Below are 26,173 nucleotides of genomic sequence, written 5' to 3'. Positions count from 1 at the left end.
GGCCCCGGACACGGTTGAGGGAGGTGGTCAGTTGGAGGAGCGGCCCTTGGCGAGGCGGGCGATCACCACGACGATGGCGGCGACCAGGGCCGCGCCGACGCCGTAGCGGACGCCGTCGGCGGCGTCGCTGGTGATGAGTACCGCTTCGACACAGGCGAGCACGGCCAGGAGCGCAACGAGGGTGGTGTTGGTGCGGGAGACGGTCATCGGAGTTCCTTCCGGGTAGGGCGGGGTGTGGCTCGAGTGGTGGGGTGGGGCGGGGACGTCAGTCCGTCAGCTGCATGGCCTGGCGGAACGAGAGCTTGCGGTCGGTCTGGAGGAGGGCCCGGCGGTACACCCGGCTGCTGACTCCGACGATGAGCACCGCGGCGCCGACCGACAGGCCGAGCGCGGCGACGGGCTCCCACCAGGAGGTCTCGCCCGCCAGGACGCGGGCCGGCATGGTGACGGTCGAGGTCAGCGGGATGAAGGAGAGGATCTCCCGGATGTCGCCGGACACGGTGACGCCGACGATGAACACCAGCGCGGTGATCGCGTTGACGGGGGTGGTGGTGGACTGGATGTCCTCGCTCCGGGTGGCGAGCGCACCCGCGGCGGCGAACAGGCAGGCCAGGACCGCGATACCCACGACGTAGAAGACGAGGAACCAGCCCAGGCCCGTGCTGATGTCCGCGAGGAATTCGGTCTCGCCGGTGAACACCAGGCCACCGATGCCGACCAGGCAGAACAGCGCCATCTGGGCGAGGGCGAGGAGCGTGGAGCCGACGATCTTGCCGACGAGCAGGGAGCGCAGGGACACGGAGCTGGCGATGAGCTCGACGATGCGGTTCTGCTTCTCCTCCACGACGCTGGTGGCCAGCGCGGCTCCGAGGAGGACCGCGGCCAGGTAGAAGAGGAAGCCGAAGAAGTACGTCGTCATCCGGACGGCGCCCTCGGGCGTCTTGTCCGCCGAGAGCAGGACGTGCTCGACGTCCGCCCCCTGGCTCAGGGCGCCCAGGCTGGTGCCCGCGGCCTGCGCGTTGCGGTCCAGGGCCTGTGACTGGACGGCGGCGCCGATCCAGGTGGCGGCGATGTCGTTCTGCCCGGTGTCGCCGAGCAGGACCCACCGGCCGTCTTCGAGGAGCAGGCCGGCCTCGGCATCGCCGGACCTCACGGCCTCGCGAACCTCGTCGGCGGAGGACTCGTTGCGGACGGTGATCTCGACGTCCTGGTCGGACCGGACCGCGAGCTGCTCGGCCTGGTCGGCGATCCGGCCGGCATCCTGGCCGGCCACGGCGACGGTGATCTTCCCCATCGAATCGGCCAGGTAGAGCTGGAGTCCGATCGCGCCGATGATCAGGGCGAGGGTGACCAGCGTCGACAGCAGGAAGCCGCGGTTGGTGATCTTCACCGAGATCTCGCGGGCGGCGACGATCCGCCAGGCGGCCGGGGTGGCCGCACGGGACGGGGAGGCGGGAGCCGGGGGCGTGGCCTTCGGGGTGGGCGCCGGCTCGGTCCGGCGTGCGGGGGTCGAGGTCGCGGTGCTCATGCGGAGGTCATCTCCCGGTAGATGTCGGCGATGGTGGGGACGAGGGGGGTGAAGGCGTGCACGGGTCCTCGGCGCAGTGCCTCGGCCAGGAGCGCGCCGGGATCGGCGTCGGCGGCCAGCTCGACGCGGGCTCCGTCGGGAAGGGTCTCGACGTCGGTGACACCGGGTACGGCGCGGGCCCAGGGGGCCGGGGCGTCCGTGACCAGGTGGTAGCGGGGCTTGTCGCGGTGGCGGAGCTCGTCCGCGGTGCCCTTGCCGACGACATGACCGGTAGCCATGATCACCAGGTCGTCGCAGAGCCGCTCGACCAGGTCGAGCTGGTGGGAGGAGAACAGCACCGGGGTGCCGGCCGCGGCGTACTCCCGCAGCAGTTCGGCCATCGTGTCGACGGCGTGCGGGTCGAGCCCGGAGAACGGCTCGTCGAGGACGAGCAGCTTGGGGGAGCCGAGCAGGGCCGCCGCGATCTGGACGCGCTGCTGGTTGCCGAGGGAGAGGGACTCCAGCCGGGACTGGCTCTTCTCGGCGAGGCCGAGGCGCTCGAGCAGGTCGAGGATGTGGTGGCGTGCGGCGGTGGCGTCCTGGCCGCGCAGCCGGGCGAGGTAGACGAGCTGGCTGAGGACGGTCTGCTTCGGGTAGAGGCCCCGCTCCTCGGGCATGTAGCCGAAGTCCCTGCGGTCGGCGGCGGTGACGGGGGAGCCGTTCCAGCGGATCTCGCCGCCGTTCGACGCCAGTACGCCCATGATCATGCGCATCGTGGTGGTCTTGCCCGCACCGTTGCCACCGACGAACCCGGTCAACCGGCCTCTGGAAACCCGGAAGGACACCTGGTCGACGGCACGGTGATCGCCGAAGTCTCGTACAAGTTCTTCCAGTTCCAGCATGTTCGTCTTCCCTCAGGTCGGTTGATCGGTGGTTCGTGTGGGGGTCAGGGCAGCGGGTGCGGCGCCGCTGTCCTCGGGTCGTCCAGGCCGGCGGGGCAGCCGGTGCGCTCGGGTGCCGACGCCAGCCGGGGCAGGTGCCAGCTCCACAGGTGGGTCTCGTCCATCCGCAGGTTCTGGTAGCCGGGGGCCACGACCTTGACGACGTGCCAGCCCATGGCGGCGACGGCGGACGGGAGACGCGGGGTGAGGTCGACGGCGAGCAGATGCGCGCCGTCGGCGTTCAGGGCCCGCCGGATCTCGGCCGCCCCCAGGTCCCGCGTGGGCGGGAGGGCGGGGAGCGGTTCCGGCTCCTGGAAGCCCGCGACCCAGTCGCGCACCGTCTCGTAGGCGGTGCGGGTCAACATGTGGCAGAGGCGGTCGTGCTCCGTCACGACCGTGGCGGGGTGACCGCTCCCGCCCTGGGCGCGCACGGCACGCAGCGCGGCCCGTACCTGCCATGCCTCCTGGAAGGCCTTGACGGCGGCCTCGGCGGGCCGGGTCGAGGCCTTCATGCCGACGGCGGCCAGGGCGTCCGGCCCTTCCGGATCGATCAGGAAGGCGGTCATGCACCACAGTCCGGGCACGGCGGTGGGTATGCGGGCGAGCACGGGAGTGAGTCCCTCCGCGCCGGCCCGCTGCCACACCGCCCGCAGCGCGGTGTCGGCCGGCGCGGGGGTGTACGTCGGCAGGCGCAGCTGCCGGCCCCAGGCGACGGTGAGGGCGTCGCGTTCGGTCACTTCGGTCATCGCCGCGGCGAGGGCGGTCTCGAGGCTCGCGCCCGCCGCGGCCCCGGACGGGCTCGGGTCGAACAGGTCGGCCCGGCGGGCGGGCCAGTCGACGAGGTCGGCGGGGACGAGGACGGGGGCGTCCGTGTCCAGGTCACGGGCTTCGTACCAGCCCAGGACGGCCGTCTCGGCGTCCGGGTGGGACAGGGCGTGGTCCGGGTGGTGCGCGTAGAGCGTCGTGCCGTCGAGGTCGGCCGCGGTGGCGAGGCGGGCGGGGTGGGCGGCCGAGGGGTGCAGGGCGCGCCGCTCGACCGCTTCGCCCGTGCCGCGCAGCAGGGCGTCGGTGCGGGAGGTGCCGCTGGCGCCGGCGAACCGGGCGGACAGCGGCAGCTCCAGGAGGGCCGCCGCGGGGCCCACGGTGCCCGTGAACCCGTCGACCGGCTGGAGTTCGACCGCGCTGCTCCACAGCGGATCGCCGTCGCCGGGCGGCGTCACCGCGTACTGCAGGGCGACGCCCGAGGCGGGGGCGAGGGTGGTCGGGATGTCGATCACAGCCGTGCCCCGGATGCCGCGGGTGCGAGGAAGGACAGGGCCGGGGCGCCGTCCCGCAGGGCGGCGAGGGCCAGCAGGACGCCTGCCGAGCCGGTGCCCAGGTCCGTGGAGAGGCGGTAGCCGTAGTTGCCGAGGAAGTCGACGCGGCCGGGTTCGGCGGCGATGGCTTCCCAGCCGAGGGCGTCGAGGTGGTAGCGCAGGAGGTCCCGCTCGGCCTCGGTGCCGCCGTCCTGGAGGGCCAGGATCTCGCCGGAACGGCCGTGCAGGATGCCGCACGAGGTGGAGTAGCCGCCGCGCTGACCGGTCACCAGGCGGCTCACGGCGGACCGGATCCGCCCGTCGTCGGGGGTGTGCCGCAGGACGGCGCGCAGGGCGAGCACGATGCCGGCGGAACCCTCGAGGCCGGTGGTGAGGAAGCGGTCGTCGAAGTCGGCGCCCTCGATGACGTCCAGCTCGGCGTGGATCTCGGCCACGGCCCGCTCCAGCAGCTCGGTGCGTCCGGTGTGCTCGTGCAGGCGCAGCAGGAACAGGGCTCGGCCGCAGCGTCCGTGCAGCAGTCCGATGCGCTGGGGCGCCGGGGTGTCGCAGAGCCGGTCGGCGAGTTCGAGGGCCTGGCGCAGGCGCCGGTCGTCGCCCGTGCGGGCGGCCAGGTGCAGTGCGGTCAGGCCGAGGCCCGAGAGGCCGGTCGCCAGTGTCGACCCGACGTTGGCGTCGCATCCGGCGAAGGCCCGGTCCATGACGGCGTCGGCCGCGTCGGGGTGGCCGAGCGCGTCCAGGGTGTAGGCGACGCCGGCGAGGCCGGTGAGGAAGCCCGGGCCTTCGCCGGCGACGTGCTCGGCCTGGGCGAGCAGCCACTCGACGTGTTCGGCGGGCACGTCGGCGCCGGCCCGGTGCAGGGCCCAGAGCACACCGGCCGCCCCGTAGGCGAAGGTCACACCTCCGTCGGCGACGATGAACTGCGAGACGTCGCCCGGGTAGAGGCGATCGGTCCGCTCGGGTGTGGCCGCCTGGATGATGGAGTCGGCCAACCCCGTGACGAGGTTCCCGGTGTCCGCACCGGTGGCGGGCCAGGGCACGCCGTACGCCGTCTTCGCGCCCAGCACGTCCTCGCCGAGGCCGCGTTCGATCTGGCGGACGAAGGACTCCGGGAGGGGGAAGTCCCGGACGGCCGCGTCGATCAGGGTGCGGATCTTCTCGGTGCCCCACGGCACGACGTGCGGCATGGGGACGAACATGGTCAGCCGGAGCACGTCGAGCGCGAACAGGTCGACGTCGGGGCCCCGGAGGTGGTCGGGGGCCCGGAAGCCGAGGGAACCCATGGCCTGCGCGCGCATCTCCTCGGCGGGGGTGGCGGTCTCCATGTCGATGAAGGCGACGGTGTCGTCGGGGCGGACCAGGACGTTGCCCGGGTGCAGGTCGCCGAAGACGACACCGCGCTCGTGCATGGCGGCCACGCCGTCGGCGATCTGGCCGAGGATGTGCAGCGCCCAGGCCGTGTACTGCGCCCGGGCGTGGGCCGTGTTGTCGGTGGTTCCGTAGGGGTGGCGCTGGCGTACGAGGTCCGTGAGGGGGGTGCCGTCGACGTAGTCGCGGGCCAGGAAGAGGTGTTCGCTTCCCTTGCGCACGTCCCTCAGGACGGGGACGGCTGCCAGACCGGAGAGCTGGGACAGCGCCCAGTGTTCCCGCTCGAGGCGGGTGACGGCGTCTTCCCCGGCCGCGTCGAGGCCGGCGAGCGGGCGGGCCTCCTTGAGGAGGAGCTCGGTTCCGTCGCGCTTGTCGACCGCCCGGTAGACGCCGCCCCCGTTGGAGAAGTGCAGGGCCTTGTAGACGCGGAAGGGGAAGTCGGTGAGGGTGCGGGCGCGGCGCTCGGCGACCGCCTCGTCCAGGAAGGAGGGGAGCGTGACCCAGGCCGGGGGACGGAATCCGGGGCGCCGCTCGTCGGGGACGAGTTCGCCGTTCGGTGCGGTGATCGCCGGTACCAGGGAGCCGTCCTTGAGCCGGGCGGTCTTCAGCACGAACCCGCCGTAACGCACGTACAGCGGGCCCTCCTTCCAGCGCAGATCGCTCAGTACGGACGGGGCCGGGGTCCCTCCGACCAGGGCGTCCAGGGCGTCCAGGGTCTCCTTCAGAACCGTCTCGTCCTCGGGGTAGACGGTGATGAACTTGCCGCTGGCGCTGCGGTCCCCGTACTTGCTGCCGCGCCGGCTGAGCGTCTCCTCGTCGGAGATGTACTTGAACATCAGCCCGTGCTCGACGCAGTAGGGCGCCACGGCGTCCAGGAGTTCGGCGGCGTTGCCGGGAGAGGCCGCGACGTGGATCTTCCAGCCCTGGTCGGGGGTGTGGCAGTCCGGTGGCAGGCACACCGTCCACTCGCGTCCTCGGGTGGTGGTCCAGCCCTCGGGCAGGGTGCGTCCCTCGTGGAAGTCCGCGCCGACGGATTCGGCGGCGGCGGCGTCGTAGAACAGCGAGTCCGCGCGGCAGAAGTTGATGAACCGGGTGTCGAGCACGGTGTCTCCAGGGTCAGAAGGGCAGGAACGGAAGCACGTAGGTGCGGTGGAGGGACTTCCACAGGGGCACGCTGCCCAGCTCGACCTCGGCGGTGCCGGTGGCCGGCGCCGGGTTGCGGTCGAGGTCCAGCGGGAAGGCGGTCGAGTCCATGCCCACGGCGCTTCCCAGACCGACGGGGAAGTAGGTGGACACCGGGACCTCGGTCTCGGCGGCCGGCGCGGAGCCGACCCGGGCGGTGGCGACGGTGTCGTGGAGCACCAGGCCGTTCGTCTTCAGCGTCACCTGCTGTCCGGGACGTACCAGCTCGGCCGAGGAGCCCTGCGGCAGGACGAGCCGGACACCGGAGGCGTCGGTGACGTAGGCCGCGGCCACCGTCTGCTGGGTCGGCAGGAACAGCGCGGCGCATGCGGCGGCGGCCAGTACCGTGCAGACGGCTGCGACCCGGGCCCGGCCGACGCCGGCGGCCTTCACCTCGGCGGAGAGCCGCAGGGCGCCGCGGATCAGCATCCACACGATGTACATGAGGCCGGAGGCGGCCAGGAAGAGTCCGACCCAGCCGACCCGCTGGAGTGTGCCGAGCCAGGTCTGGAGGGCGGTGCTCAGGAAGTACACGGGGAAGGCGAGGCAGGCGAAGCCGTACGCGACGGTCCACCGGGTGGGCAGTTCGCGCTTGTAGGTGCCGCCGAACAGGATCCGGGCGAGCGTCCGGCGGGCGTCGGCCATGGCGCGGTCGCGCAGGTAGGGGACGTCCACGTGGCTCATCAGGGCGATGTAGCCGTCGAGCTTGATGAACGGCGTCAGGTTCAGCAGGGCCGTTCCGTAGCTGGTGACGGCGAAGAAGAGCAGGCAGGTCTTGGCGGTGCCGGCCGCGAGCGGCCAGGCCACGAGGGCGGAGATGGCCGCCAGGGAGGTCTGCACGGCGGGCCCGGCGAGGGCCGTGTGGACGCGCTGCTTGCGGTCCGGGAGCCGCCAGGCGTCCGAGACGTCGCAGAAGAACGCCGGCATCAGGTAGAAGAGCATGACGCCGATGCGCGAGGGACGGCCCCCGTAACGGATGAGGACGGCGGCGTGGCCCAGCTCGTGGATCGAGACGCCGACCAGCAGCGCGAGGAGCACTCCGGCGAACGAGACCGCGGAGAGCGGGCTGTTCAGCGTCACCGTGACCGCGTCCCGCTGCGCGACGAGCGCGGCGACGCCGAGCAGAACGCACAGCATCCCGGCCGCCACCACTCCCCGGGAGAAGAGACGGGCGAACACCGGGCGCATGGCCTGCATCGTGCGCCCCGGCCGCAGCACCGTGAGCTGGAGGGTCATCGGGGGGACGATCTGGAAGCGGGGGGCGACCTTGGGCGCCGGGGTCTCGCCGTCGTCGAGCATCTTGAGGGAGTCGAGCCGCGTGATCGCGCTGCTGACCCGATCGGCGCTCCAGACTCCGCCCAGCCGGGCGGCGAGGGCCTCGTGGTCGCGTTCCCCGTCGAGCTCCCGGACCAGGTCCGCGACGTGCTCGGTGATCCGTACGTAGCGGGCGCCGTGCTGGAGGACCCAGTCGCCGCCCTGTCCGTCGGCGGGCGAGTGGACCTCGGCGCTCGGGGCGAGGCGGGGCCGGCACGCGTGGGCCGGGATGGTGGGTGGCGGGGGACTCATGACAGCGCTCACTGGCGTTTCCTTCACGGGACGGCTTCGGGGAGGGGGAGAGCGCGCGGCACCCTTGCGGTGGTCCGGCCGGCCGGGCCGGCCGGACCACCGCAGATCCTCGGTCTCACCCGAGTGGGGTTCCGAGGCGCGCAAGGGAGTCGGCTACTGCCTTTCCCTCCGCGTCAGTGCGCCCGCCTGGATCGCTCTCAGGTGAGGGTGATGGAGGTGGCGACGGAGGCGCTGATGGCCGTGCCGATGGAGACGCCGGTCCAGAAGCCGGGGGCCTCCAGGGTCTCCAGTTCCTGCATCTCCAGCTCGACGAGCTCGGCGTTCTCGAAGGTGCCCAGGTTCTCAGCCATGTCGGTTTCCTCTCGGAGGTGTTCTAGGGATGGTTTGAGTGGTGCGGGTAGTACAGGTGGTGCGGGTGGTGCGACTCAGGTCAGGGAGACCGCGACCGAGACGCCCACCGAGACGCCGGTGGAGAACGCGACGCTCCAGGTGCCCCAGCCCGGGGCCTCCAGGGCTTCCAGCTCCTGCATCTCCAGCTCGACGAGCTCGGGCTTCTCGAAGGTGTCCAGGTTCTCGTTCATGTCTTTCGCCTCACTCGGTTGTGCGACTGATGTCGTCGGGGGAAGGTCGTGCGGGGCGGATCAGGTCAGCGTGATCGAGACGCCGACCGAGACGCCGGTGGAGAAGGCGACGCTGAAGGTGCCCCAGCCCGGGGCCTCCAGGGCTTCCAGCTCCTGCATCTCGAGCTCGACGAGCTCGGCGTTCTCGACGGTGCCCAGGTTCTCGTTCATGTCGGTTTCTCTTTCTGCTGCTGTGCGACGGATGGGGTGGTGCTCGATCGGGGTTCCCCCGGCTGCCGCGCGGCCCCTGAGGGGGCGGGGCCGGTGCGGCAGCCGTCGGGGGTGTCCGGCCGTGCGCGGGGCACGGCCTCGTGGACCGGGCGGCCGGAGCCGGCCTGCTTAGGTGAGGCTCCAGGCGACGGAGACGATCGAGATGCCGACGCTGACGCCGACGCTGGTGGCCCAGCCCGGGGCCTGCACGGGCTCCAGCTCCTGCATCTCCAGCTCGGTGCCGAGCTCCTGCAGCTCCTGCTCGACCAGGTTGTTCTTCGCCATGACGTTCTCCTCGTGTTCCGTGCGCCCCGGCTTCTCCGGGGCGGCGTCGGTGGGTGGTGCGGGTGGAGCTGTGCTCCTCCGGGTCGGCGCTCAGGCCGCCGAGAGGGGTTCGGGGGAGCCCGCCCTGGTGGGGGTGGGCTCGGTGGCCTCGGCGAGGAGCGCGACGACGTCGTCGGCGCTCAACCCGGCGAGGGTGGGAAGTCCGGCGCCCCAGGCGCGCACGCTGCGCAGGGCGATCCGGTGGCGGAGCTGCGGGGGCAGGTGCACGGTGTGGTCGATGCCCCAGCGCAGCATCAGCTGTTCGAGGCCTTCGTCGGGCGTCGGCGCGAGCCAGGGGGCCTGCCGGCGCAGCTGCTCCCACAGCCGGTGGATGCGCTCGGCGCTGCCGAAGCGTGTGTCTCCCTGCAGGGCGCGGCGCCACACGACCGGCCACAGGGCGCAGACCGCGCGCATCTTGGCCAGGCCCAGGGTGGTGGAGAGCTCGTTGGCGAGGGCCCAGCACTTCACCGCGTAGGGGCTGCGGCCGATGTTGATGGTGCCGCGCTGGCTTTCGGCGCTGAGCCGGGCGACCCGCAGCCGGCCCGGTGCGGGGGCGGGCGAGCCGGCACCGATGTACCGGGCCAGTTCGTCGCCGTCCGTGAGCAGTCGGCCCGCCAGTTCTTCGACGGCGGCGTCCTGTTCGGGAAGGTCGAGGGTGTCGCTGCTGTACGGGATGACCGTCCTGAAGATCGCTTCGAGGACGCCGTCCAGGACGAGGTGTCCCGGGAGGGTCTCGGTGGCCTCGGGTACCCAGAGGGCGGCACGGGGGCGCAGGCACTCCCCCATCGCGATGCGTTTGCCGTCCTCGTGCGGGAAGCAGGCGACCGGTCCGGCCTCGCTGCCGGTGCCCAGGGTGGTGGGGACGGCGAGGACTTCGGCGTGCTCCCCCCATGTGAGCGGGAGGGCGACGAGTCCGCTGCGCTGGCGGGAGGTCAGGTAGCGCAGGAGTTCGGGGCGGCGGCCGACGGCGGCCGAGAGCTTCGCGAAGTCGAGGGTGCTGCCCCCGCCGACGCCGACGACCAGCTCACCGGGCGAGAGCCGGGAGGCGAAGGCCGCGACGGCCGGCATCCCTCCTGCCGCCGGGGTGAGCGCGAGGGTGGGCGTGAACCCGGCGCGTTCGACCTCGGCATGGACCTTCCGGGTGACGGCGTGGGCGGCCACGGCCGGGTCGGCCAGGACGGTGACGCCGGTGGGGCTCAGATCCCGCAGCAGCTCCGGGATCCGGTCGTAGGTGTCGAGGGTGGCGGGCATGGGGTCAGCTCCTCGCGGCCAGGGAGGCCACCGGCGCCGACAGGCCGGCGAGGCCCTCTTCGATGCAGGTCATGAGTTCGGCGACCTCGTCACGGCTGTACGTCAGGGAGGGCACGAGCTGGATGCCGGAGGGGCCGGGGTGGACGATGGCGCCCGCTTGCCGGATCCGGGTGATGAGATCGGCGACGTCCGTGCCGGCCAGGGGGCGGCCGTCGGGGTGGACCAGGTGCAGGGTGCGGAAGCAGCCGACGCCGGTGGCACGGGTGGCGAGCGGGTGCCGCTCCACCAGTTCCGAGAGCCCCTGCTGGAGCCAGGCGGCGACGTTGCGGCCCGCGGTCACCGCGTCGAGGCGTTCCATCTCGGCGATCGTGGCGCTGATGGCGGCGCAGGCGATGGCGTTCGCGCCCTGGGTCTCGGCGTGGGCGAACATCGTGTCGTGCTCGACGAGCGCGTCGGTCACCCGGTGGGAGATCACCAGGGCGGCGGCGGGGGACGCTCCGTTGGTCAGGCCCTTGGACGTGACGAGCACGTCGGGCCGACCCTCCCAGCTCTCGGAGGCGAAGTAGGTTCCGGTGCGGCCGAAGCCGGTGGCGACCTCGTCGGCGACCAGGAGGAAGCCGTACTCGTCGCGCAGGCGGCCCAGTTCGCCGATGTACGACTCCTCGAGCGGGAGGGTGCCGGTTCCCAGGACGGGTTCCACGATGACCGCGGCGACCTGGTTGCCGAGCGCGGCCATCAGGCGGCCGAGTTCGGCCGTGTCGTTGGGGGTGACGTGGCGGATCAGCCGCTGGTCCACCCCGTAGACCCGCTGTCCCAGGTCCTCGCCGGTCAGGGCGAAGCCGCCGAAGGTCAGTCCGTGGAAGCTTCCGCGGAGGGAGACGACCAGGTTCCGTCCGGGCCGGCCCTCTACGGCGTGGTAGATCCGCGCCAGCTTCATGACGGCGTCGTTGGCGACGCCGCCGCCGGTGGAGAAGAGGACCCGGGAGTAGTGGTCGGGTCCGCAGACCCGCAGGAGGTCCTCGGCGGCGCGCCGGGCGTAGCTGTTCTCGAAGCGGAAGGCCCCGAGGTAGGAGGCGTGTTCGGCGGCTTCGGCGATGGCCGCGGCGATGCGCTGGTTGCCGTAGCCGATGTTCACGTTCCAGACGCCGCTGTCGGCGTCGAGGACGGTACGGCCGTCCGCGAAGGTGACGCGGTGCCCGGTCGCGCCGACGGCGCAGATGCTGTCGTCGCCGTGGCTGGACGGCGGGATGAGGTAGGGCCAGAGCGCGGTCATCGGGAGGCTTCCGTGGTCAGGAGTGTCACGCGGTGACGCTCGCCGGGCGGGGAGAGGAGCTGGCGGGAGGTGATGCGCAGGCCGGACGCGGCGAGCTCCTCCTCCAGGCGGGGCAGGTCGATGACGGCCACCCGGTCCGTGCAGACCGTGACGGGGCTGTCGTCCTGCGGCGGTTCGGCGGGAAGCAGGGTGACGGCTCGACTGTCGGCGCCGGCGGGCCAGTGCTCGTAGAGCTCGTAGACGGTGCCGCCGGCTCCGGTGACCTGGACGAACGTCTCGTCGGGGCCGCCGTCGTCGCCCCGCTCCAGGACGGTCAGGAGGAACCGGCCGCCGTCGGACAGGTGCGCCAGGACGCTGCGGTACAGGCCCGCGCGGCCGTCCTCGTCGAGGAGCGAGAGGGAGGTGGTGCCGAGCAGGACGTGCGGGAAGGTCCGGCCGAGTGCGAAGCGCGACATGTCGCCCTGCACCACGGTGCAGCGGCCCCGCATCGAGGCCGGGGCGCGGTCCAGCCCGGTCCGCAGCAGCGCCAGCATGTCGGTGGACAGGTCCAGGGCGGTGACTTCCCGGCCGGTGGCGAGCAGCGGCAGGGTGAAGCGTCCCGAGCCGGCCGCGAGGTCGAGCACGGGGCCGGGCGCCGCACGCACGGCGGTCAGCAGGGCCCGGGTCTCGGGGTCGTCGTAGGTGGCGAGGTCGTGGTACATCGGGGCGCCGAGGGCGTCGTACAGACCGCAGACGCGTGCCCTGTCGCCGAGTTCCGCGATGCGGCGTGCGGCGAGGGTGGTCCCCACCGTGGAGGTCGCGTTGCTCATCGCGCGGCCGCCGCAACGCGCACCGGTACAGGCAGCGCCAGGTCGTGCCGGTCGGCCAGTTCGGCCAACTGGTCCAGCTGGTCGGCGGTGACGAGGTCGCCCGTTTCTCCGGACGTCGCGAGCAGGCACTCCAGGGCCTGTGCGGTCTGCCGTTCGACGGAGAACAGGCGGCTGCCGACGACGACGTACGCGTCCTGGTCCCCGTACACCACGAGCGGCAGGGTGGGGTCCGCCAGGTCGGCGCCGGCCGCGGCGAGTCCGGGGGTCAGCCGGGAGCCGAAGCCGGAGACCCGCAGACCGGTGACCCCGCGTGCCATGAGGCTGCACAGCGCGGCGACGGCTTCGAGGTAGCGCGGCAGGAAGGGGCGGGCGAGCAGGGCCGCTTCCCGTGCCTCGGCGGGCACGGCCACCTCCAGCGCGGCGGCGCCGGGTCCGGTCCGGGCGAAGCGCTCGGTGAGGGTGTCCAGGCTGTCGTGAACCGTGCCGAGCACCGCTCCGGTGGGGCTGGTGGACACCTGCCCGTCGCGGTCGACGTAGAGGCGCAGGGCGGGCCCGTCCGCAGGGGCGTGGGCACCGGTCAGTGCGGCCGGGTCGGCCAGCACCACCGAGGAGGTGATGAGGAACTCGGGGAAGACGCCCTCGACGAGCGCCCGGTCGGCGTCGGCGAGGAAGGCCTCGAAGTCACTCTGGTCGAAGACACGCACGACGGTCGGACCGAAGACGGTCATGAAGGGGCTGGCGGCGTAGGCATGGGTCTGCAGGAAGAAGTCCTGCCCGTTGGAGAACTCGTCGCCGGCCTCCGCGAGGCTGCCGTCGTAGCCGACGGCGGGGGCGAGGACGCCGGTCGCGTCGCCGGGTGCCAGAAGAAGCGTGCGGGGGCCCACGAGACCGGCGGATATGACGGCGGGGATGTGCGCCGGATCGGCCAGGACGAGGGTGCCGACGCCGCCGGAGCCGACGGGCTCGGCGAGCGGGGAGGCGGTGGCCCAGGAGATGAGGTGCTGCTTCAGACGTCCACGATCTGTCGTGTCCATGCCAGAGATTCCTTTACTGGTCTGCTTCCCCCTCTGCCTCGGGGCAGCAGGGAATCGAGTTCGGCGAGCGGGTTCGGCTACGGGCGTTCGGTCAGCGCGGTGCCGTGACGGACCGCAGGATCTCCGAGAGGTCCGCGAGTGACTCCCGGGCACCGAACAGCTTGTGAACGGCGGTGGTGTTCAGGACGATCTCGTCCACCCCCACCTCTTCGTAGGCCCGCAGGGCCTTGACCACCTGCGGCAGATCGCCTCCCGCGAACGCACCGGTCTCCACGACACCGCGCGCCACGTCCTCGATCCGCCCGGAGCCGACGTCCACACCCGCCCGGCCGAGCATGTCCAGGTAGTGCGGGGCGCCCATGTGCGCCGCGTTGCCGGCCACGGCGAGCCGTTCGGGCTCGTCGCCCGCCCGTTCCTCCTTCTCCAGCCCCGTCGGCACCATGGCCACGATGCGGGGCAGTGACGTCCGCCCGGCCCGTTCGGCGCCTTCGGCCACTGCGGGCAGGATGACGTCCCGCAGGTATCCGGGCGGTGTCAGCCACGTGATCACGACGTCCGCCACCTCGCCCGCCAGCCGGGCCATCGCCGGCCGCAGCACACCCAGACCCACATCGACCCTGGGCGCGGCGACCGGGGCCAGCTGTCCCCGGAACCTCAGGTGCGGACCGTCCATGACGACCGTCTCGCCGTCGAGCAGGCGGCGTACCGCCGTCACGTACTGGCGTGCCACCTGGAGCGGCTTCTCGTACGGCGCTCCCAGGATGTTCTCCTGGAAGGCCTTGGCTCCCGGGCCGAATCCCGCGATCACCGGTTCCCCGGTGGCCAGCGCCACGGACCGCGCCTGCAGGGCGGCTTCGTAGGGGTGGCGCAGGGGCATCAGCGTGACGCCGAAGCCGGTCGGGACCCGGAACCCCGCTCCGGCCAGGCCGGTGAAGGTCTGGTGGGGCTCCATCACCATGGCCTGCCCCTGCCACAGGCGCACCGCCTCGGTCCACCGGACCAGTCCGGCGAAGGGAAGGGCCTGCTCCAGGCGGCGCGGGACGCACGGAAGAAGCACGGAGTAGTCGGTCATGGTGTCGGGTTCTCCTCGGTCGTGGTGATGGTCTGGCCCCGGACTACTGCCAGTCGGTGTTGTCCTTCTTCGGCGTCACCACGTCGGAGATCACATCGCCGACGGTCTCGAGCCACGCGATGGGGTCGATCCCCGGGACGGACAGCGTCACGTTCCCGGTCCGGTCCGCCGCCACGGTCGTCGCCGCCGTCCGGCTCTCCGCCGGCTGCTCGGCGGCGAAGGCGGTTCCCTGGCCGGCCAGGGCGATCATTCCCGCGGTCAGCAGGCCGATGACGGCGGCCTGTCCACGACGACGGGACGAAAGCGGGCTGCGGAACGTGGAGCGGCTCACGGGTATCTCCCCCATACTCGGCGCGGCTTTCACTCTGCGCTTCTGCTGTTTCCTTGCGAGAACGACTCTGCCGTCTGGGGGAGGCCGTCAGGAGGCCGTGCGCGCGCAGCTTGTTGCACACCCTGATTCCTCATCCTGCAGCGTCTTCCCGCCACCGCTGACGCACCGTCACCAGGCCCGATGTCCGGCAGCGGAAATCAACGCCGATTAGCAACATCAAGATCGGTCGTTGACACTCGGGTACGGGCGTCTGAGGATTCCGGGGACTGCTCGTTGATCGACCGTCAACAGGGGGACATGGATGGGCAACCTGCTCGCTTTCTTGGGCGTGAACGAGGAAGAGGAGCGGTTGTACCGCACTCTCCTGCGCCGCGAATCGCGCCAGCCGTCGCCCGGCACCCAGGAGCCGGATCCGGACGCGCACGCATCGTCCGAGGAGCCGAGCCTGGAGAGGCTGGTGGTACTGGGGCTCGCCACCCGGAACTCCCAGGGCGCGTTCCGCCCCGTCCCTCCGCCCCGGGCCGTGGACGCCCTGATCGACGGCCGCCTGCGCCGCCTGCGGGAAGACCTGGAGACCGAGGCGGCGCAGCACTCGGTGATCGAGTCCTTGTTCAGGGAGCGCTGGACGGCCGAACCGGCACCGCGCGCGAGCAGCGACGACGATCAGATGATCATGCAGCTGCACGGGATCGAGGCGGTCCGCGAAGCCATCGACCGACTGACCTTCTTCGCCCGCACCGAGGTTCTCACCACGGAACCGGTGGGTGTCATCTCCGAAGAATCGATCGCCGTCTCACGCCCCATCAACATGCGGCTGCTGCGCCGTGGCGTGCGCCTTCGCATGACCATGGGTTCGGCCATCCTGCAGGACGACGCCACGCTCGCCTACATGCGCGACCTGGTCCAGCACGGAGCCGAGGTACGGGTCTCCCAGCATCCGATCGAGCGCATGATCATCGTCGACCGATCGGCCGCACTGACCCCCATCGACCCCACCCGCACCGCTCTGGGGGCACTCCTCGTACGCGAACACGGCCTGGTCGCCACCCTGGTCACACTCTTCGAACGCATGTGGGCGGCGGCGGAGGAACTCCCCAGCGAGGACGCCGACATGCCCTCCCCCATCGAACGCAAGATCCTCACCATGCTCAGGGAAGCCGACAAGGACGAAACCGCGGCACGCCGTCTCGGGGTATCGGTACGCACCTACCGCAAACACCTAGCCCTCATCATGCGCCGCCTCGGCGCCGCCAACCGGGTGGAAGCGGCACTCCTCGCACACGAAAAGGGCTGGCTCAACTAGAAGCCGGCGCACGACCGGGAGCTTCGGCCGCTACGCGATGGCCATCGCCCTCCCTCGGCCGGTCGGCCGCCCCTCGGGGCGGCCGACCGGCCAACGGAACGAGTCGGCCGACCGCGGAGCGGCTTCTCGCCGGGGGGCCGAGCCCGTCGGCTGGCGGACCGAGCGCAAGAAGGCAGCACACGCACTGGTCCACGAAACGCTCGCCCAAGGCCACCACTCACGCCGGGCGATCGCCAGGCACCTGGGCTGGGACCTCTACACCGTCCTCCGATACGCGAACGCTGCACACGGGCAGGACACCATCCGCGAGAACCGACCCCGGCCAGCAGACTCGACCCCTACAAGCCCTACCTCGAACGACGGCTCACGGAGGGACGTACCGACGTCACCCGACTCCACGGCGAGCTGATCGCTGAGCAAGCTCCGTCACCTACGGCATGCATCGCCACCGTGCGCGGGGCTCCATCCGTAGCACTGCCATGGCCGCCGACGGTACGGCAGGTGACCGGCCGGCTCACCTGACAGGGAGAGGCGGCAGCGACGTCATGCTTTGGCGTAGGCCATGCCACTGGTGACGACGATCGAGGCCACGTCGCCGGTCTCGGTCCGCCCCAACCAGACAACGCCGCCTGACAGTGCCGTGAACGTAACCAGATCGGCTTGTTGTGACTCGTCGCTGATCCGCTCGCAGCCGTCCGGCAGCTGTCCGATGTCACGCGGCTCCCAACGGCCATCCACAATGGTGCGAAACGGCGCGGACAACGTCGTCCATGCGCCGGCGTCGGCGAAGCATCCAACATTGTGGTCAGCGCCGAACCGGGGATGCTCGCCCGGCGGAAGCCGGTCGACGTCCTCACCGACACCCAGGCCCATCTCCCACCCGACCACAGCAGCGTCACTGACGCGCAACCGGGTCGCCGCGCACTCGACGCCATCGAAGTGTTCGCCGAAGAACTCGTACGGGCCCGCCGTCCACGCGATCTCCACTCGGTAGACGCCCGGGGGAATGCGCACCGCCAGCTCCCGCGGGGGCCCCGTCGGCAACCCACGCTCATATCTCCAGGTGTCGTCATCGTCCCACGGTGCATCCACCACAAGGCGGCCGCTGGGTACACGGATGGTCGTCACCTCCTCGACGCTCGTCACGACGATGGGTGTTGTCGGATCGTCGTACACCGTCCCCAGGTGAGCACCGGGCGTGAAAGCCGTCTCCAAGTACCAGGTGGCTTCAGGCCCGGCTGCCAGCCGCGCGTCCCCTACCCACTTCATGTCTCACCCCTCCTCGCCGCCCAGCCAGGCGGTCAACCGAAAGCTACGTGGGCCCGCTGACATCGAGACTTCGCGAACAGTGGCCATGCCCGGGCCTGGAAAGCTCTCAGAGGCCGCCCAGAGGCTGGAACGGGGCCTCCTCGGACTGCTGATGGTTACCCGTCGGCCAGGCACCGACCGGAACGGCACGAGCGGCCGGGTCGCCGGCGTGCGCCCCCTGTCGGCGGTCGGCCCTCCAGGCGGCCATGTGGCTGCGGACCGCGTCGTCCAGGGCGGTGCCGCGCAGCCCCTCACGCACGAGCGCGGCACGGGCCGTCTCTTCCTCGAGGGCCCGACGGCCTCGCCGGCCGGCTGAGGCGTAGCCGGCTTCGCCTTCCCGGGGCCGGGGGATCCGGGCGGCGGCCAGTTCCGGGTGGTCCTGGGCCAGTCGCTCGCGCAGGCGGGCCATTTCATCGGCCTCGGCGGCCGCGGCGACGCGAGCGGCCCGGATCCGGTCGTACGCCGCGTTCGCGGCCACCGCCTCGTCGTACAGCGCATCGATGGCGCTCCGACGGTCCACGGCAGCCCCGTCACGCTGCTGCTGCAGCAGCGCGCGGTGTTCCGCGTCAAGGCGCTTCGACTCGGCGAGCCCGATCCGTTCCACCTCCCGGTAGCGGCACAGCCGGCATTCCTCGCCGCTGTCCAGGTGGACACCCATCTCGCACTGCGGCAGGTCGCATTCCTGCTCGATCAGGAGCGTGGCGAGGTAGCCGGCCGGGCGCAGGATCCTGTCCGGGCCGTCGTACTCCGGGTGCGCGCGGTCAGGGCCGTTCGTGATGTGCCACTTCCAGTTGATGCGCGTCGCGGCGTGGGCGGGAGTGCGGGGGTACATGTCGAAGGCGGTCGTGCGGGTATCAGGGTTGTGCCCCAGGTACGCACGGACCGCGCGACGCAGGATCTTGATGCGGGACGCCGGGGCGTCGAGGATGCGCAGGCTGTCCAGCAGGCGGTAGACCTCGTCCTCCCCCGCCACCGGCACCAGCTCGCTCACCGGCTGCGCGGACTGCCTCCTACGCCGCCGCTGCTTTCCCGTACCGACATCTTCCTGGTTCGCGGCGGAGCCGCCCGGGCCGGCCTGAGATTTCGCGCCGGCACTCTCGCGCGCGCCCGCGGGCGCGAAACCACCCGCACTTTGGCCTAAGGCCGAACCGAGGGGGTTCTTCTCGGATGGTGACTCGGAAGGTGACTCAGAAGGTTGGGGGACTTGTAGTCCCGGGGGTGGGGACTGCAAGTCCGGGGGGTGGGGACTTGCAGTCCCCACCCCCCCTGTCGGAATGTCTTCTTTGCCCCGGGGACTGTCAGTCCCCGGGGTGGGCGCCGAAGAGGTCGTCCTCGAGCGCTTCACGCCCTTGTCGGACCTGGTCTTCTTGGGAGGGGCCGCGGCCAGCGGCGGCCGGTTGTCAGGGGTGAGCGCAGCGCGGCCCAAGCCCGCACGCTGCTCGTTGATGGACTCCAGCTGTGCGGCACTCCACCACTCGGCCGGGATCATGACCTCCCAGATCACGGGCCGCTGTTCCTTGGGAATGGAAAGCCATGTCCGTGACTGGTGCTTGGTCTGGCGGCGCAGGATTCCCCGGGACTCCATCGCACGGCATCTGCGGCCGGCGGTCTTCGGGTCCACTCGCGCAGCGGCGGCCAGGGTGGGGTACGAGCGGAAGCAGTTCATTCCGTCGAAGTCGCCCTTGACCACCAGGGCCACCAGGATGGCGCGCTCCTCGGCGTCGTTGACCGGGGCGTGATCGATTGCCCACAAGACGGGGTACAGGCTCACCTGGCACCACCCACGACCAAGGCCGCAAGGGTGCCGGGTGCCCGGCGGGTCGGTACGTATACGTGCAGGTCAGACACGGGATGGATCTCCCCGGTAGGGGAGCCGCGAACGGAAGTGTGACCAGACAGGGGCCCGGAATGGTGGCCTTCGATTGTGAGTGGCCCCTATTCTGGGTATCGGTGACCACGCGGGCCGTAGGCCCACGAGCATCACCCCCGGCGAGGTCACCTCACCGGACACGACTCGGGCTCCGCAAAGTTGGCGAGTCGGTTGCTGTACGAGGCCGTTCCTGTTGGCGCAGGGACGGCCTCAGCAGTTTTACGGGCTTGTTGTGGCGACAGGGCGGTGGAGCACGCTTTCGCGGGAGTCGCCGTAGGCCTTTCGTCGGACGCCCACCGCCGCCGCGACCTGCGGCCGATTCAGGCCGGCAGCACGACGTGCACCCCGGTCCTGTAGGGCCGGCAGCGAGGCCGCCTCTTGAGGCCGGTCTTCCACCCTTGCAAGGCAAGCTTGATTGCGCATCAGAATCACTCCCCCGTACCTGATGATCGAAAAAGATACACACCGACCGCGAGGCTTGCTGCAGGTATGGGAATCGCAAAGCCGCCTGTGAACGCGAGCGAAGAGTGCTCCTCGGCCGTAGGGCGGGCAAACGGCACCAATCGTCGGCTGCCGGAGGATGCGCTCCCCAGCCCTTTCGCCCACGACGGGATTTCGCAGGGCGAGTGGGATTCGACGCCGGGAGGTGTCTTCAATTGAAGACACGACGGGTCGAGACACTGGGCCCCGCGGTGAGGGTGCGTCAGCCGCAGGAGGCGTTCGGTTTGGCGGATCGTGTGTGGCCGGGGCCGGGTGGTTCCGGGGGCCGGGAGTCATCACCGCTGCCTGGACCGCGCTGGAGGGAACCAACAGGGCCGTCGCGCTGCGCGCCGCCGGACACGAATGGAAGCTCCACACCTCCGTGCGCCCCATGCTGGAGGCTCTGGTGTCCGGCGCCCGGCTCACCTTCGGGGACCTGGCCGAGCGCTCCGGCCTCACCGTGGGACAGGTCGCGGCGCTCGCCACCGAGCTGGTATCCAAGGACGCGGCAGCCGTCTCCCAGAAGGAGGCAGCCGCAGAGGCGGCCGCGCATCACGCCGCGCTCGCCGCCGAGGCCCGCATGCGTCCCCCGCTGACCGGCGCATGGCCCCAGGCCCTGGCCGACGGCTAGGCCGACCTGCTGGACCGCGCGTATGCGGCCATGCCCGAGGGCTACATCCCGCCCCCGGACCTGGCCCCCCTCGCCTACGAGAGCACAGGCCCGGCTCTCGCCGAGATCGCCGCCGCCCACCTGGCCCGCCACGACCGCGCCCACGCTGAATGCCGTCCGGGAAGGCGTACCGCGACCGTGCCGTGAGCAGCGAGCGTCCTCTTCGTTGGGCCATATAGCCGACCAAGAGGCGGCACGGCACCAGCGTCACGGCTGCCCGACGCCCGCGCCGGGCAGTCGTGACTCGAACGACGCAAGGTCGTTGGCCGCGTATGAACAACACCAAGCGCGCACTCGCCGCCCTCGCCCTCGCGGGGGCAGCCCTGACGATGACCGGCACCGCCCAGGCGGCGAGCGCACCCAGTTCTGGGCTTGAAGTGCCAGATTCCGGCACGAACGCGGCCTTCAATGGCAAATCACTCAGTCTTGCCAACCTGGCCGAGAACGATTCCATGAATCAGGATTTTGCCGGCGGCTTCTGGGCGGTCTGACGGATGATCACACCACCAGGGCCCTGCCCCTCGGCGAATTCCAGGGGTCGTTGCACCACGTGATCACCGACGTGTGGTGGCGAGCAGTTCAGACAGGCGCTCGGCTGGGGCTTCCCAGTCGAGCGCCTTGCGTCGCAACGGGCCCTAGTGGGGTTTAGTCGACGGTCTGCCCGTCGTACATACCGCCCCTGCAGGTCGGGAGCACGGGCGTCGACCGATCGATCGTTCCGCCGTTGTCCGTGCACTCACCCGGGGTGACGCTGGCCGGGGTGACGCTGGCCGGGGTGACGCCGGCGGCGGTGGCGGCGCCCGTGAGGCCGAGTCCGGCGAGGGCTGCCGTGGCGAAGACTGCGGCGAGGATTCGTCGAATGCGCATTTGGTTCGCCTTTCACAGATTGCCTCGGTTGGGGCACTAGCCATCTTGATCTTCACCCATGTGGGTGGCACGTTATGTTGGGCCATTCGGGTGACAGTGTTGTCGGGTGCGGGGTCGTGACGCGACCCGCCAGAGCGGATGGAAGCCCGTGCCACATCCGCGCCAGGGCGGATCCCAGCGGTCAAGAGCAGTCAAGCGGGACGCCTCGCGATCGATTAATCACCAGAGGCCGTTTGCGCTGGTCAGCGTCAACCCCTTCCGTGACGGCCTGGTGATTCCCAAACTCAGAGCGCGGGCTCGATTCCCCCGCCACCGTCGACCTGATGTTGGCCGCCCAGCAGTACGCCGCCGACCGGTTCGGCCTGCGCGCCACCGGCCGACGAGGAGTTGCGCAGTAGGCACGCGGCCCGCAGTAGGTGAGGGCATTTCCATCCGTTGCCGCAGATAACTGCCCTGTTATCTGCACTACGGTGATCGTCGACCAGGGAGAACGCATCCGTTCCCCGACATGGCGAGCACCCCCGTGGCGACCGTCGTCCCCCTCAAAACCGGCTCCGGAGCGGCGACCGTGCGCACCGCCGCAGACCGCTACAAGGCCGCCTGGGAGGATGCCCGCCACGCCTTCAGTCTCACCCCTCTGCTGCGCGCGGCCGCGGCCCCGGATGTCGACGCCTTCACTGAGCTTGTCTTGCAACCTCCGTGCGTTTAGGTCTGCAGGTGGCTCTCCGTCGGGTGCGGTTTCTGATCACGCGGAAGGGGAGAGCCGTTCGTGCACCCATTCGGGGTCGGGGTTGGTGTGTGGCCGGCCCGCCACGACGACGGTCGGCACGGTCTCGTTGCCGTCATTGGCTGCCCTCACCGTTGCGGCTCCTGCCGGGTCGCGCCAGATGTTGACCCAGTGCAACTGGCGAGCGCCGCGGCCCAGCCGGATGCGCAGTCGTATGCAGTACTTGCAGCCAGGCCGCCAGAAGACGACCGGTCGGCCGTCGACCGTGCTGCGGCGTTGTGCTTCCTGCGCACCGATCGACCTCGGGAAGATCAGGGGTGAGTTCACGCCGGCGAGCGCCAGGAACGCCAGCAGGAATGCTGCGGCTGTGCCGGGGCTCCCCTTGAAGAACAGCCCGGCCGCGACGGCTGAGCCGCTGAGAACAAGCAGCATCGGCAGGATCCAAGCGCGCATCATGATGATGCAGGCTATCGATAAGTCGAAATGCTCCTCGAACTAGCCCGCGGCGACAGAGCCGCTTTCCGTGACGCGTGCACGCGGGTGATCTTCGCTGGGAGACCAGTGGGACCGAAGGTGGGCCTCAGGTGCAGACGATGGGGCAGCCGCGTCGGATCGAGTGCTGTGCAGCGCGCAGGAACAGTGCGACGTAGAAGGCTGTGGCCAGGTCCTTGGTCCACGGTCCTGTTCGACCAGCGGCCAGTTCCTTCGCTTCGTGCCTGAACCACGTGCTCAGGTCGAGGTTGTCGCATGTCGCCGGGGTTTCGGCCGGCAGATCGATGGCTGCCGCCAGCTTCTCTGCGAGTGGTAGTACCTGAGGAGCGCCGGCGACCATGGAGTCGTGGTCGTCGGATTCGATGGGCAACCAGATCTCCTCATCGAGAGAGAAGGGCACGAGCACGGTCCAGCCGCAGAGGATCTCCGATTCCTCTCGTGACAGGTGCGTCTGACACAAGGCGAGGAACCCGGTCATGTCGGGGGTCAGCTTTTCCTCGAAAGCTTGCCCTGAGCCAGGTGCGAAGGCCGTCTCTGCGGGGACGTCCTCGTAAGGCGGCAGGCCCCGCCGCGTGAGTTCAGCATCGAGTGCCGAAGCGACTTCACCCCATCCGTCCTCCTCGTCACCGAACCATTCCTCCGCGCCGACGCTCACCAGGTAAACACCCATGTGGGGGAAGCTATCGCGCGCATCTGACATCGATCAGTGAGCCAACAGGACTCGCTTGCGGAGCAGTGCGAAGCCGGCCCGGCCGAACATCTGGCGCTCGGTGAGCAGCAGCCACCAGGCCGCCGCCCGCCGGTCCGGCCGCAGGTAACGGGTCTGCAGTTCCTCGACGTCCAGGCCGGTGACCGGTCGTTGTAGGTGCGCACGCGTTCCTCGAGAACCAGGCTCCCGGCGCCCGCCTGCAGAACCCGCGCGATGGCCCGGGCGGCCATCTGCGCCCCGAGCGGAGTTCACCCGCCGGTACAGCTCGACGTACACGTCGTCGGCGGCGTTCGCGGGTTCGCCGTCCTCGCGGGCCTGGGTGGCGTTGCGGCCGCGGGCCGTCCACCGCGCGAGGGTGGCCCGGGAAACGCCGGCGCCCTCGGCGGCGAGCGAGTTGGCGACGCCCACGGCGGTCGCCTTGACGATGCTCTCGATCCGCTCCGGCGTCAGGAGGGAGGGGCGGCGGGTGCTTGATCTCATGAGAGCGGACCGTACGTACACCTCGTCGCTTGCGTCCCCGGCGTCACGTATTTTGCGATCTCCGCGACGGTCCTACGTCACCTACACCCCTTCTTGACCAGCGGTTTCCGGGCCGCCCGTGGGCCGCACGTAGAGTGCGGCCATGAAAGAGATCCCCTGGTTCGAGTACGACGAAGACGATCTGAACGTCGCACAACGCGCGTTCGCGGACGTTCTCGCCGAACGTGCTCGCTCCTGGCTGGTCTACCCGGATGACACTGCCGTGGTGCCTCCGGCGCACGCCTACGATCACGAGCTGATCGTCTGGCTGGACATCGTCGATCCGCAGCGCAACCAGGGAATCCTGACCGTGGGCGCCCACTTCAACGGGACCGCCGTCCATGCAGACAAGCTCCACAATCAGCTCTTCTCGCTGCCGGAGGAGGCGACTGAGTTCACCTTCACAGCCGCCGGAAGCCCGGCAGAACTGGCAGAGCGGACAGCTGCTTGGTTCGAGGCCATCCTTGTGCGCCCGCTGGTCCGCTGCGAATGGCAGCACGCGGGCAAGACGTACGCGGTCCGCTACGAGTTCGCCGATACGGGCCGAGGCCTCATCGAGAGCTTCGACGACGCCCTCGCACCCCGCCCGCTTCGGAAGCGACTCGCCGCAGAAGGCATCGTCCGAGGCCGTGGGCGGATCAATCGCGCCTACCTGGGCGAAGCAGACCTGATCGCATCGGTCAGAGGTGACCACCCCGGTCAGTAGCTACGGGACAGCGCTTATCAGAGCCTGTCTTCGTGGCCGGTCCGCGGTTCGTAGTGAGGGCTGGTTAGGCTGCTGCGATGGGGAACAGCGAGCTGATCGTCGACCTGCACGGTCGGCCGATCGAGACACTCAACAACTTCCGGGTAGCGGTTACCGCGGGCCACGGCACGGCGGTCGCACGATGAGCGACTCGACCGCAGCGGGCACGCAGGAGACGGAGAACCGGCGTCTGATGGACACCGTCGCCACGGTGCCGCTGCTCTCCACCGTCGGAGATCTGGCTGCGCTGCTGGCCCGACTGCCCCAGGACATGCCGCTCGTCCTGGACGACCACGTGCGCGTCGCGGACCCAGACGACACCAGCCTGGTTCACACGATCACGCCTCGGATTGTCGGCGTCGTCCAGGACGTCGGCACCGAGGCCTCAGTCTTGCGCCCGGCCCTGGAGCTGGGCCTGGTTCATGTGCCCGACGCCGAAGAGAGCGTGCAGGCAGCCGCTGCCGTTCGCTCCGACCTGCCGCCGCACAGCCCACTGGCCCGAGCCGAGGCCCGCCTGGAGGACGGCTACCTCGTCGAGGGGCTGCTGGACGCGGCCACCGTGCTCGACAACACCGCGCGGCTGTTGGGGACAACCGCCCTGGACTGGATGGAGTACGACGGAGCCGACGCCCAAGCCCTTAAGGCAGAGGCCGACCGGATCCACCACGCGGTAGCCCGACTCCGCGCGCTCGCCCCGGGCGTGGAGTTGCCCGCGTGAGCGCTTGGCCGGCATCAAGTCCGGCGCTGACCGAAGAGACAGAACCTGGACCGGGGTGCTGGTGGACGTGGTGCCCTTCGACACGCAGCTCGGCGATGATCTGCCGCAAGTAGACCGCGTTCCACACGATCACGATGTTGAGCATCGACGGCCGCGGCGCACGGCAGGTGGCGAGGAGCTCGGCTGTCGCCGACCAGGTGCATGGCCAGGATCGGCCTGACGCTCTGGGTGTCAGGCGTTCTCGGGTCCGGCCGGGGTGACCCATTCGACGAACTGGACGATCATGCCGTTGGGGTCGGTGACCTGGAAGAGACGCTCGCCCCAGGGCTCCTCGCGTAGCGGCATGGTGATCTCGACGCCCTCGGCGCGCAGTCGCTTCTCCTCACGCTCGATGCCGGTGGTGGCGAAGGCGAGGATCAGACCGGAGGCGTGCTGGTCACGCTGGTCGGCCGGCAGCACTTCGGTGCCACGTGCGAGCAGGACGATGTCCATCGCGGCGTCGTCGCGCGACAGGGAGGCGAATCCATCGGCGGCGGCCTGCTCGGTGTAGCCGAGGTGGGTGGTGAAGAACCGCTGGGACGCGGCGACGTCGTCGACGGTGAGCGAGACGGTGGACGCGGTGATCTGCAAGGTGGTTCTCCTCAGTGGCTTCCGGGGGCGCAGGTTCGGGTGCCGGGTGGGTGCAGGTCAGTAGCTGGAGCGGCGGGGAAGGTTGCGGGCTTTCGGGGAGCCCCGTCGGGCGGGTGCGGGCAGAACACGGGCCGGACGCTGATTGCCGCGGGGTATGGCCGGGGCGCGGTTGTCGCGCTCCGTCAGGACCGGGCCGATCTTGACGGGTGCCATCCGCAGGGCGACAGGGCGGGATTCGAGCATGGGCACATCCGTTCTTCGCTCCAGAGCAAATTTACGACCGACGTAATTTTAGGCTGGTCCTTCTTAGGGTGTCAACATAAAAATGCTACGA

General features: G+C 70.6%; 30 protein-coding genes. 6 read left to right on the top strand and 24 right to left on the bottom strand.

Annotated elements, in window-relative coordinates; genetic code table 11:
• Positions 1 to 27: 27 nt before the first annotated feature.
• The 16 genes from OG624_RS41975 to OG624_RS41900 form a co-directional block, all read right to left on the bottom strand.
• Positions 28 to 207: a hypothetical protein gene (locus OG624_RS41975; protein WP_033220407.1), complete on the bottom strand. Its 180-nt coding sequence runs from the start codon at positions 205 to 207 to the stop codon at positions 28 to 30.
• Positions 208 to 265: 58 nt separating this feature from the next.
• Positions 266 to 1,528 carry an ABC transporter permease gene (locus OG624_RS41970; RefSeq protein ID WP_326750640.1) on the bottom strand — a complete coding sequence of 421 codons (1,263 nt, stop codon included), beginning with the start codon at positions 1,526 to 1,528 and terminating at the stop codon, positions 266 to 268.
• Positions 1,525 to 2,409, bottom strand: coding sequence for an ABC transporter ATP-binding protein (locus tag OG624_RS41965; RefSeq protein ID WP_161295425.1), 885 nt, complete (start codon positions 2,407 to 2,409; stop codon positions 1,525 to 1,527). Before OG624_RS41965 ends, OG624_RS41970 begins: the two co-directional genes overlap by 4 nt.
• A gap of 44 nt (positions 2,410 to 2,453) precedes the next feature.
• Positions 2,454 to 3,725, bottom strand: a complete 1,272-nt coding sequence (locus tag OG624_RS41960; protein WP_266449271.1) for a YcaO-like family protein — start codon at positions 3,723 to 3,725, stop codon at positions 2,454 to 2,456.
• Entirely contained in the window at positions 3,722 to 6,232 is a 2,511-nt protein-coding gene (lanKC, locus tag OG624_RS41955; protein WP_331721023.1) for a class III lanthionine synthetase LanKC, read from the bottom strand. The genes OG624_RS41960 and lanKC overlap by 4 nt, the downstream gene beginning before the upstream one ends.
• Positions 6,233 to 6,245: 13 nt before the next feature.
• Positions 6,246 to 7,889: a daptide biosynthesis intramembrane metalloprotease gene (gene mpaP / locus OG624_RS41950; RefSeq protein ID WP_371640955.1), complete on the bottom strand. Its 1,644-nt coding sequence runs from the start codon at positions 7,887 to 7,889 to the stop codon at positions 6,246 to 6,248.
• Between the two features lie 185 nt (positions 7,890 to 8,074).
• Positions 8,075 to 8,227: a daptide-type RiPP gene (locus OG624_RS41945; protein WP_167745545.1), complete on the bottom strand. Its 153-nt coding sequence runs from the start codon at positions 8,225 to 8,227 to the stop codon at positions 8,075 to 8,077.
• A gap of 75 nt (positions 8,228 to 8,302) precedes the next feature.
• Complete coding sequence (locus tag OG624_RS41940) at positions 8,303 to 8,458, bottom strand: daptide-type RiPP (RefSeq protein ID WP_167745544.1); 156 nt, start codon at positions 8,456 to 8,458, stop codon at positions 8,303 to 8,305.
• Between the two features lie 60 nt (positions 8,459 to 8,518).
• On the bottom strand, positions 8,519 to 8,668 hold the full coding sequence (locus OG624_RS41935) for a daptide-type RiPP (protein WP_167745543.1): 150 nt from the start codon (positions 8,666 to 8,668) through the stop codon (positions 8,519 to 8,521).
• 168 nt (positions 8,669 to 8,836) lie between these two features.
• Complete coding sequence (locus tag OG624_RS41930) at positions 8,837 to 8,992, bottom strand: daptide-type RiPP (RefSeq protein ID WP_167745542.1); 156 nt, start codon at positions 8,990 to 8,992, stop codon at positions 8,837 to 8,839.
• A 90-nt stretch (positions 8,993 to 9,082) separates the two neighbouring features.
• Positions 9,083 to 10,282 (bottom strand): daptide-type RiPP biosynthesis dehydogenase, encoded by a 1,200-nt coding sequence (gene mpaC, locus OG624_RS41925; protein WP_331721021.1) that lies wholly within the window; start codon positions 10,280 to 10,282, stop codon positions 9,083 to 9,085.
• Between the two features lie 4 nt (positions 10,283 to 10,286).
• Positions 10,287 to 11,555 carry a daptide-type RiPP biosynthesis aminotransferase gene (gene mpaD / locus OG624_RS41920; protein WP_033220400.1) on the bottom strand — a complete coding sequence of 423 codons (1,269 nt, stop codon included), beginning with the start codon at positions 11,553 to 11,555 and terminating at the stop codon, positions 10,287 to 10,289.
• Positions 11,552 to 12,364, bottom strand: coding sequence for a daptide-type RiPP biosynthesis methyltransferase (gene mpaM, locus OG624_RS41915; protein ID WP_331721020.1), 813 nt, complete (start codon positions 12,362 to 12,364; stop codon positions 11,552 to 11,554). Before mpaM ends, mpaD begins: the two co-directional genes overlap by 4 nt.
• A complete protein-coding gene (mpaB, locus tag OG624_RS41910) occupies positions 12,361 to 13,398 on the bottom strand; it encodes a daptide biosynthesis RiPP recognition protein (protein WP_331721019.1) in 1,038 nt (345 codons plus the stop codon). The genes mpaM and mpaB overlap by 4 nt, the downstream gene beginning before the upstream one ends.
• 91 nt (positions 13,399 to 13,489) lie before the next feature.
• Positions 13,490 to 14,470 carry an LLM class flavin-dependent oxidoreductase gene (locus OG624_RS41905; protein ID WP_331721018.1) on the bottom strand — a complete coding sequence of 327 codons (981 nt, stop codon included), beginning with the start codon at positions 14,468 to 14,470 and terminating at the stop codon, positions 13,490 to 13,492.
• Between the two features lie 43 nt (positions 14,471 to 14,513).
• Positions 14,514 to 14,801, bottom strand: a complete 288-nt coding sequence (locus OG624_RS41900; protein ID WP_161296469.1) for a hypothetical protein — start codon at positions 14,799 to 14,801, stop codon at positions 14,514 to 14,516.
• 328 nt (positions 14,802 to 15,129) lie between these two features.
• On the opposite strand from OG624_RS41900, the gene OG624_RS41895 reads away from it, so the two are divergent.
• Positions 15,130 to 16,104: a helix-turn-helix transcriptional regulator gene (locus OG624_RS41895; RefSeq protein ID WP_158711829.1), complete on the top strand. Its 975-nt coding sequence runs from the start codon at positions 15,130 to 15,132 to the stop codon at positions 16,102 to 16,104.
• A 543-nt stretch (positions 16,105 to 16,647) separates the two neighbouring features.
• Here OG624_RS41895 and OG624_RS41890 read toward each other — a convergent pair.
• Together OG624_RS41890 and OG624_RS41885 are read right to left on the bottom strand one after the other, a co-directional pair.
• Complete coding sequence (locus OG624_RS41890) at positions 16,648 to 17,373, bottom strand: DUF4241 domain-containing protein (RefSeq protein WP_051763267.1); 726 nt, start codon at positions 17,371 to 17,373, stop codon at positions 16,648 to 16,650.
• A 106-nt stretch (positions 17,374 to 17,479) separates the two neighbouring features.
• A complete protein-coding gene (locus OG624_RS41885; protein WP_033220392.1) occupies positions 17,480 to 18,403 on the bottom strand; it encodes a hypothetical protein in 924 nt (307 codons plus the stop codon).
• A 1,618-nt stretch (positions 18,404 to 20,021) separates the two neighbouring features.
• Here OG624_RS41885 and OG624_RS41880 point away from each other — a divergent pair.
• From OG624_RS41880 to OG624_RS41870, 3 genes are all read left to right on the top strand, one after another.
• Positions 20,022 to 20,393: a hypothetical protein gene (locus OG624_RS41880; protein WP_033220390.1), complete on the top strand. Its 372-nt coding sequence runs from the start codon at positions 20,022 to 20,024 to the stop codon at positions 20,391 to 20,393.
• A 30-nt stretch (positions 20,394 to 20,423) separates the two neighbouring features.
• Positions 20,424 to 20,579: a hypothetical protein gene (locus OG624_RS41875; protein ID WP_158711828.1), complete on the top strand. Its 156-nt coding sequence runs from the start codon at positions 20,424 to 20,426 to the stop codon at positions 20,577 to 20,579.
• 125 nt (positions 20,580 to 20,704) lie between these two features.
• Positions 20,705 to 20,923, top strand: coding sequence for a hypothetical protein (locus tag OG624_RS41870; RefSeq protein WP_158711827.1), 219 nt, complete (start codon positions 20,705 to 20,707; stop codon positions 20,921 to 20,923).
• A 154-nt stretch (positions 20,924 to 21,077) separates the two neighbouring features.
• Here the strand turns inward: OG624_RS41870 and OG624_RS41865 are convergent, their stop codons facing one another.
• From OG624_RS41865 to OG624_RS41850, 4 genes are all read right to left on the bottom strand, one after another.
• Positions 21,078 to 21,299 (bottom strand): hypothetical protein, encoded by a 222-nt coding sequence (locus OG624_RS41865; RefSeq protein WP_331721016.1) that lies wholly within the window; start codon positions 21,297 to 21,299, stop codon positions 21,078 to 21,080.
• A 745-nt stretch (positions 21,300 to 22,044) separates the two neighbouring features.
• Positions 22,045 to 22,482: a glutaredoxin domain-containing protein gene (locus OG624_RS41860; protein WP_033220384.1), complete on the bottom strand. Its 438-nt coding sequence runs from the start codon at positions 22,480 to 22,482 to the stop codon at positions 22,045 to 22,047.
• A 124-nt stretch (positions 22,483 to 22,606) separates the two neighbouring features.
• Positions 22,607 to 23,188 carry a hypothetical protein gene (locus OG624_RS41855; RefSeq protein WP_033220382.1) on the bottom strand — a complete coding sequence of 194 codons (582 nt, stop codon included), beginning with the start codon at positions 23,186 to 23,188 and terminating at the stop codon, positions 22,607 to 22,609.
• Positions 23,189 to 23,221: 33 nt separating this feature from the next.
• Complete coding sequence (locus tag OG624_RS41850) at positions 23,222 to 23,707, bottom strand: hypothetical protein (RefSeq protein WP_033220380.1); 486 nt, start codon at positions 23,705 to 23,707, stop codon at positions 23,222 to 23,224.
• Positions 23,708 to 23,849: 142 nt separating this feature from the next.
• Here OG624_RS41850 and OG624_RS41845 point away from each other — a divergent pair, with 142 nt between their 5' ends.
• Positions 23,850 to 24,452 (top strand): hypothetical protein, encoded by a 603-nt coding sequence (locus OG624_RS41845; RefSeq protein ID WP_033220378.1) that lies wholly within the window; start codon positions 23,850 to 23,852, stop codon positions 24,450 to 24,452.
• 181 nt (positions 24,453 to 24,633) lie between these two features.
• Positions 24,634 to 25,209, top strand: coding sequence for a hypothetical protein (locus tag OG624_RS41840; protein ID WP_033220376.1), 576 nt, complete (start codon positions 24,634 to 24,636; stop codon positions 25,207 to 25,209).
• A 231-nt stretch (positions 25,210 to 25,440) separates the two neighbouring features.
• Here OG624_RS41840 and OG624_RS41835 read toward each other — a convergent pair whose 3' ends face one another.
• A complete protein-coding gene (locus tag OG624_RS41835; RefSeq protein ID WP_033220375.1) occupies positions 25,441 to 25,839 on the bottom strand; it encodes a VOC family protein in 399 nt (132 codons plus the stop codon).
• 57 nt (positions 25,840 to 25,896) lie between these two features.
• Positions 25,897 to 26,082, bottom strand: coding sequence for a hypothetical protein (locus OG624_RS41830; RefSeq protein WP_371640954.1), 186 nt, complete (start codon positions 26,080 to 26,082; stop codon positions 25,897 to 25,899).
• Between the last annotated feature and the right edge of the window lie 91 nt (positions 26,083 to 26,173).

It is taken from the genome of Streptomyces virginiae (assembly GCF_041432505.1).
Lineage (GTDB): Bacteria > Actinomycetota > Actinomycetes > Streptomycetales > Streptomycetaceae > Streptomyces > Streptomyces virginiae_A.
Note: the sequence above shows the minus strand (reverse complement) of the source record. Positions and strands in the feature narration are given on the sequence as shown.

What these genes read in the sequence shown, in the direction of transcription:
- OG624_RS41975 (WP_033220407.1), bottom strand. Translation starts at nt 207, where the DNA reads ATGACCGTCTCCCGCACCAACACCACCCTCGTTGCGCTCCTGGCCGTG.
- OG624_RS41970 (WP_326750640.1), bottom strand. Translation starts at nt 1,528, where the DNA reads ATGAGCACCGCGACCTCGACCCCCGCACGCCGGACCGAGCCGGCGCCC.
- OG624_RS41965 (WP_161295425.1), bottom strand. Translation starts at nt 2,409, where the DNA reads ATGCTGGAACTGGAAGAACTTGTACGAGACTTCGGCGATCACCGTGCC.
- OG624_RS41945 (WP_167745545.1), bottom strand. Translation starts at nt 8,227, where the DNA reads ATGGCTGAGAACCTGGGCACCTTCGAGAACGCCGAGCTCGTCGAGCTG.
- OG624_RS41940 (WP_167745544.1), bottom strand. Translation starts at nt 8,458, where the DNA reads ATGAACGAGAACCTGGACACCTTCGAGAAGCCCGAGCTCGTCGAGCTG.
- OG624_RS41935 (WP_167745543.1), bottom strand. Translation starts at nt 8,668, where the DNA reads ATGAACGAGAACCTGGGCACCGTCGAGAACGCCGAGCTCGTCGAGCTC.
- OG624_RS41930 (WP_167745542.1), bottom strand. Translation starts at nt 8,992, where the DNA reads ATGGCGAAGAACAACCTGGTCGAGCAGGAGCTGCAGGAGCTCGGCACC.
- mpaC (WP_331721021.1), bottom strand. Translation starts at nt 10,282, where the DNA reads ATGCCCGCCACCCTCGACACCTACGACCGGATCCCGGAGCTGCTGCGG.
- mpaD (WP_033220400.1), bottom strand. Translation starts at nt 11,555, where the DNA reads ATGACCGCGCTCTGGCCCTACCTCATCCCGCCGTCCAGCCACGGCGAC.
- mpaM (WP_331721020.1), bottom strand. Translation starts at nt 12,364, where the DNA reads ATGAGCAACGCGACCTCCACGGTGGGGACCACCCTCGCCGCACGCCGC.
- mpaB (WP_331721019.1), bottom strand. Translation starts at nt 13,398, where the DNA reads ATGGACACGACAGATCGTGGACGTCTGAAGCAGCACCTCATCTCCTGG.
- OG624_RS41905 (WP_331721018.1), bottom strand. Translation starts at nt 14,470, where the DNA reads ATGACCGACTACTCCGTGCTTCTTCCGTGCGTCCCGCGCCGCCTGGAG.
- OG624_RS41890 (WP_051763267.1), bottom strand. Translation starts at nt 17,373, where the DNA reads ATGAAGTGGGTAGGGGACGCGCGGCTGGCAGCCGGGCCTGAAGCCACC.
- OG624_RS41875 (WP_158711828.1), top strand. Translation starts at nt 20,424, where the DNA reads ATGCCCGAGGGCTACATCCCGCCCCCGGACCTGGCCCCCCTCGCCTAC.
- OG624_RS41870 (WP_158711827.1), top strand. Translation starts at nt 20,705, where the DNA reads ATGAACAACACCAAGCGCGCACTCGCCGCCCTCGCCCTCGCGGGGGCA.
- OG624_RS41865 (WP_331721016.1), bottom strand. Translation starts at nt 21,299, where the DNA reads ATGCGCATTCGACGAATCCTCGCCGCAGTCTTCGCCACGGCAGCCCTC.
- OG624_RS41860 (WP_033220384.1), bottom strand. Translation starts at nt 22,482, where the DNA reads ATGATGCGCGCTTGGATCCTGCCGATGCTGCTTGTTCTCAGCGGCTCA.
- OG624_RS41855 (WP_033220382.1), bottom strand. Translation starts at nt 23,188, where the DNA reads ATGGGTGTTTACCTGGTGAGCGTCGGCGCGGAGGAATGGTTCGGTGAC.
- OG624_RS41850 (WP_033220380.1), bottom strand. Translation starts at nt 23,707, where the DNA reads ATGAGATCAAGCACCCGCCGCCCCTCCCTCCTGACGCCGGAGCGGATC.
- OG624_RS41845 (WP_033220378.1), top strand. Translation starts at nt 23,850, where the DNA reads ATGAAAGAGATCCCCTGGTTCGAGTACGACGAAGACGATCTGAACGTC.
- OG624_RS41840 (WP_033220376.1), top strand. Translation starts at nt 24,634, where the DNA reads ATGAGCGACTCGACCGCAGCGGGCACGCAGGAGACGGAGAACCGGCGT.
- OG624_RS41830 (WP_371640954.1), bottom strand. Translation starts at nt 26,082, where the DNA reads ATGCTCGAATCCCGCCCTGTCGCCCTGCGGATGGCACCCGTCAAGATC.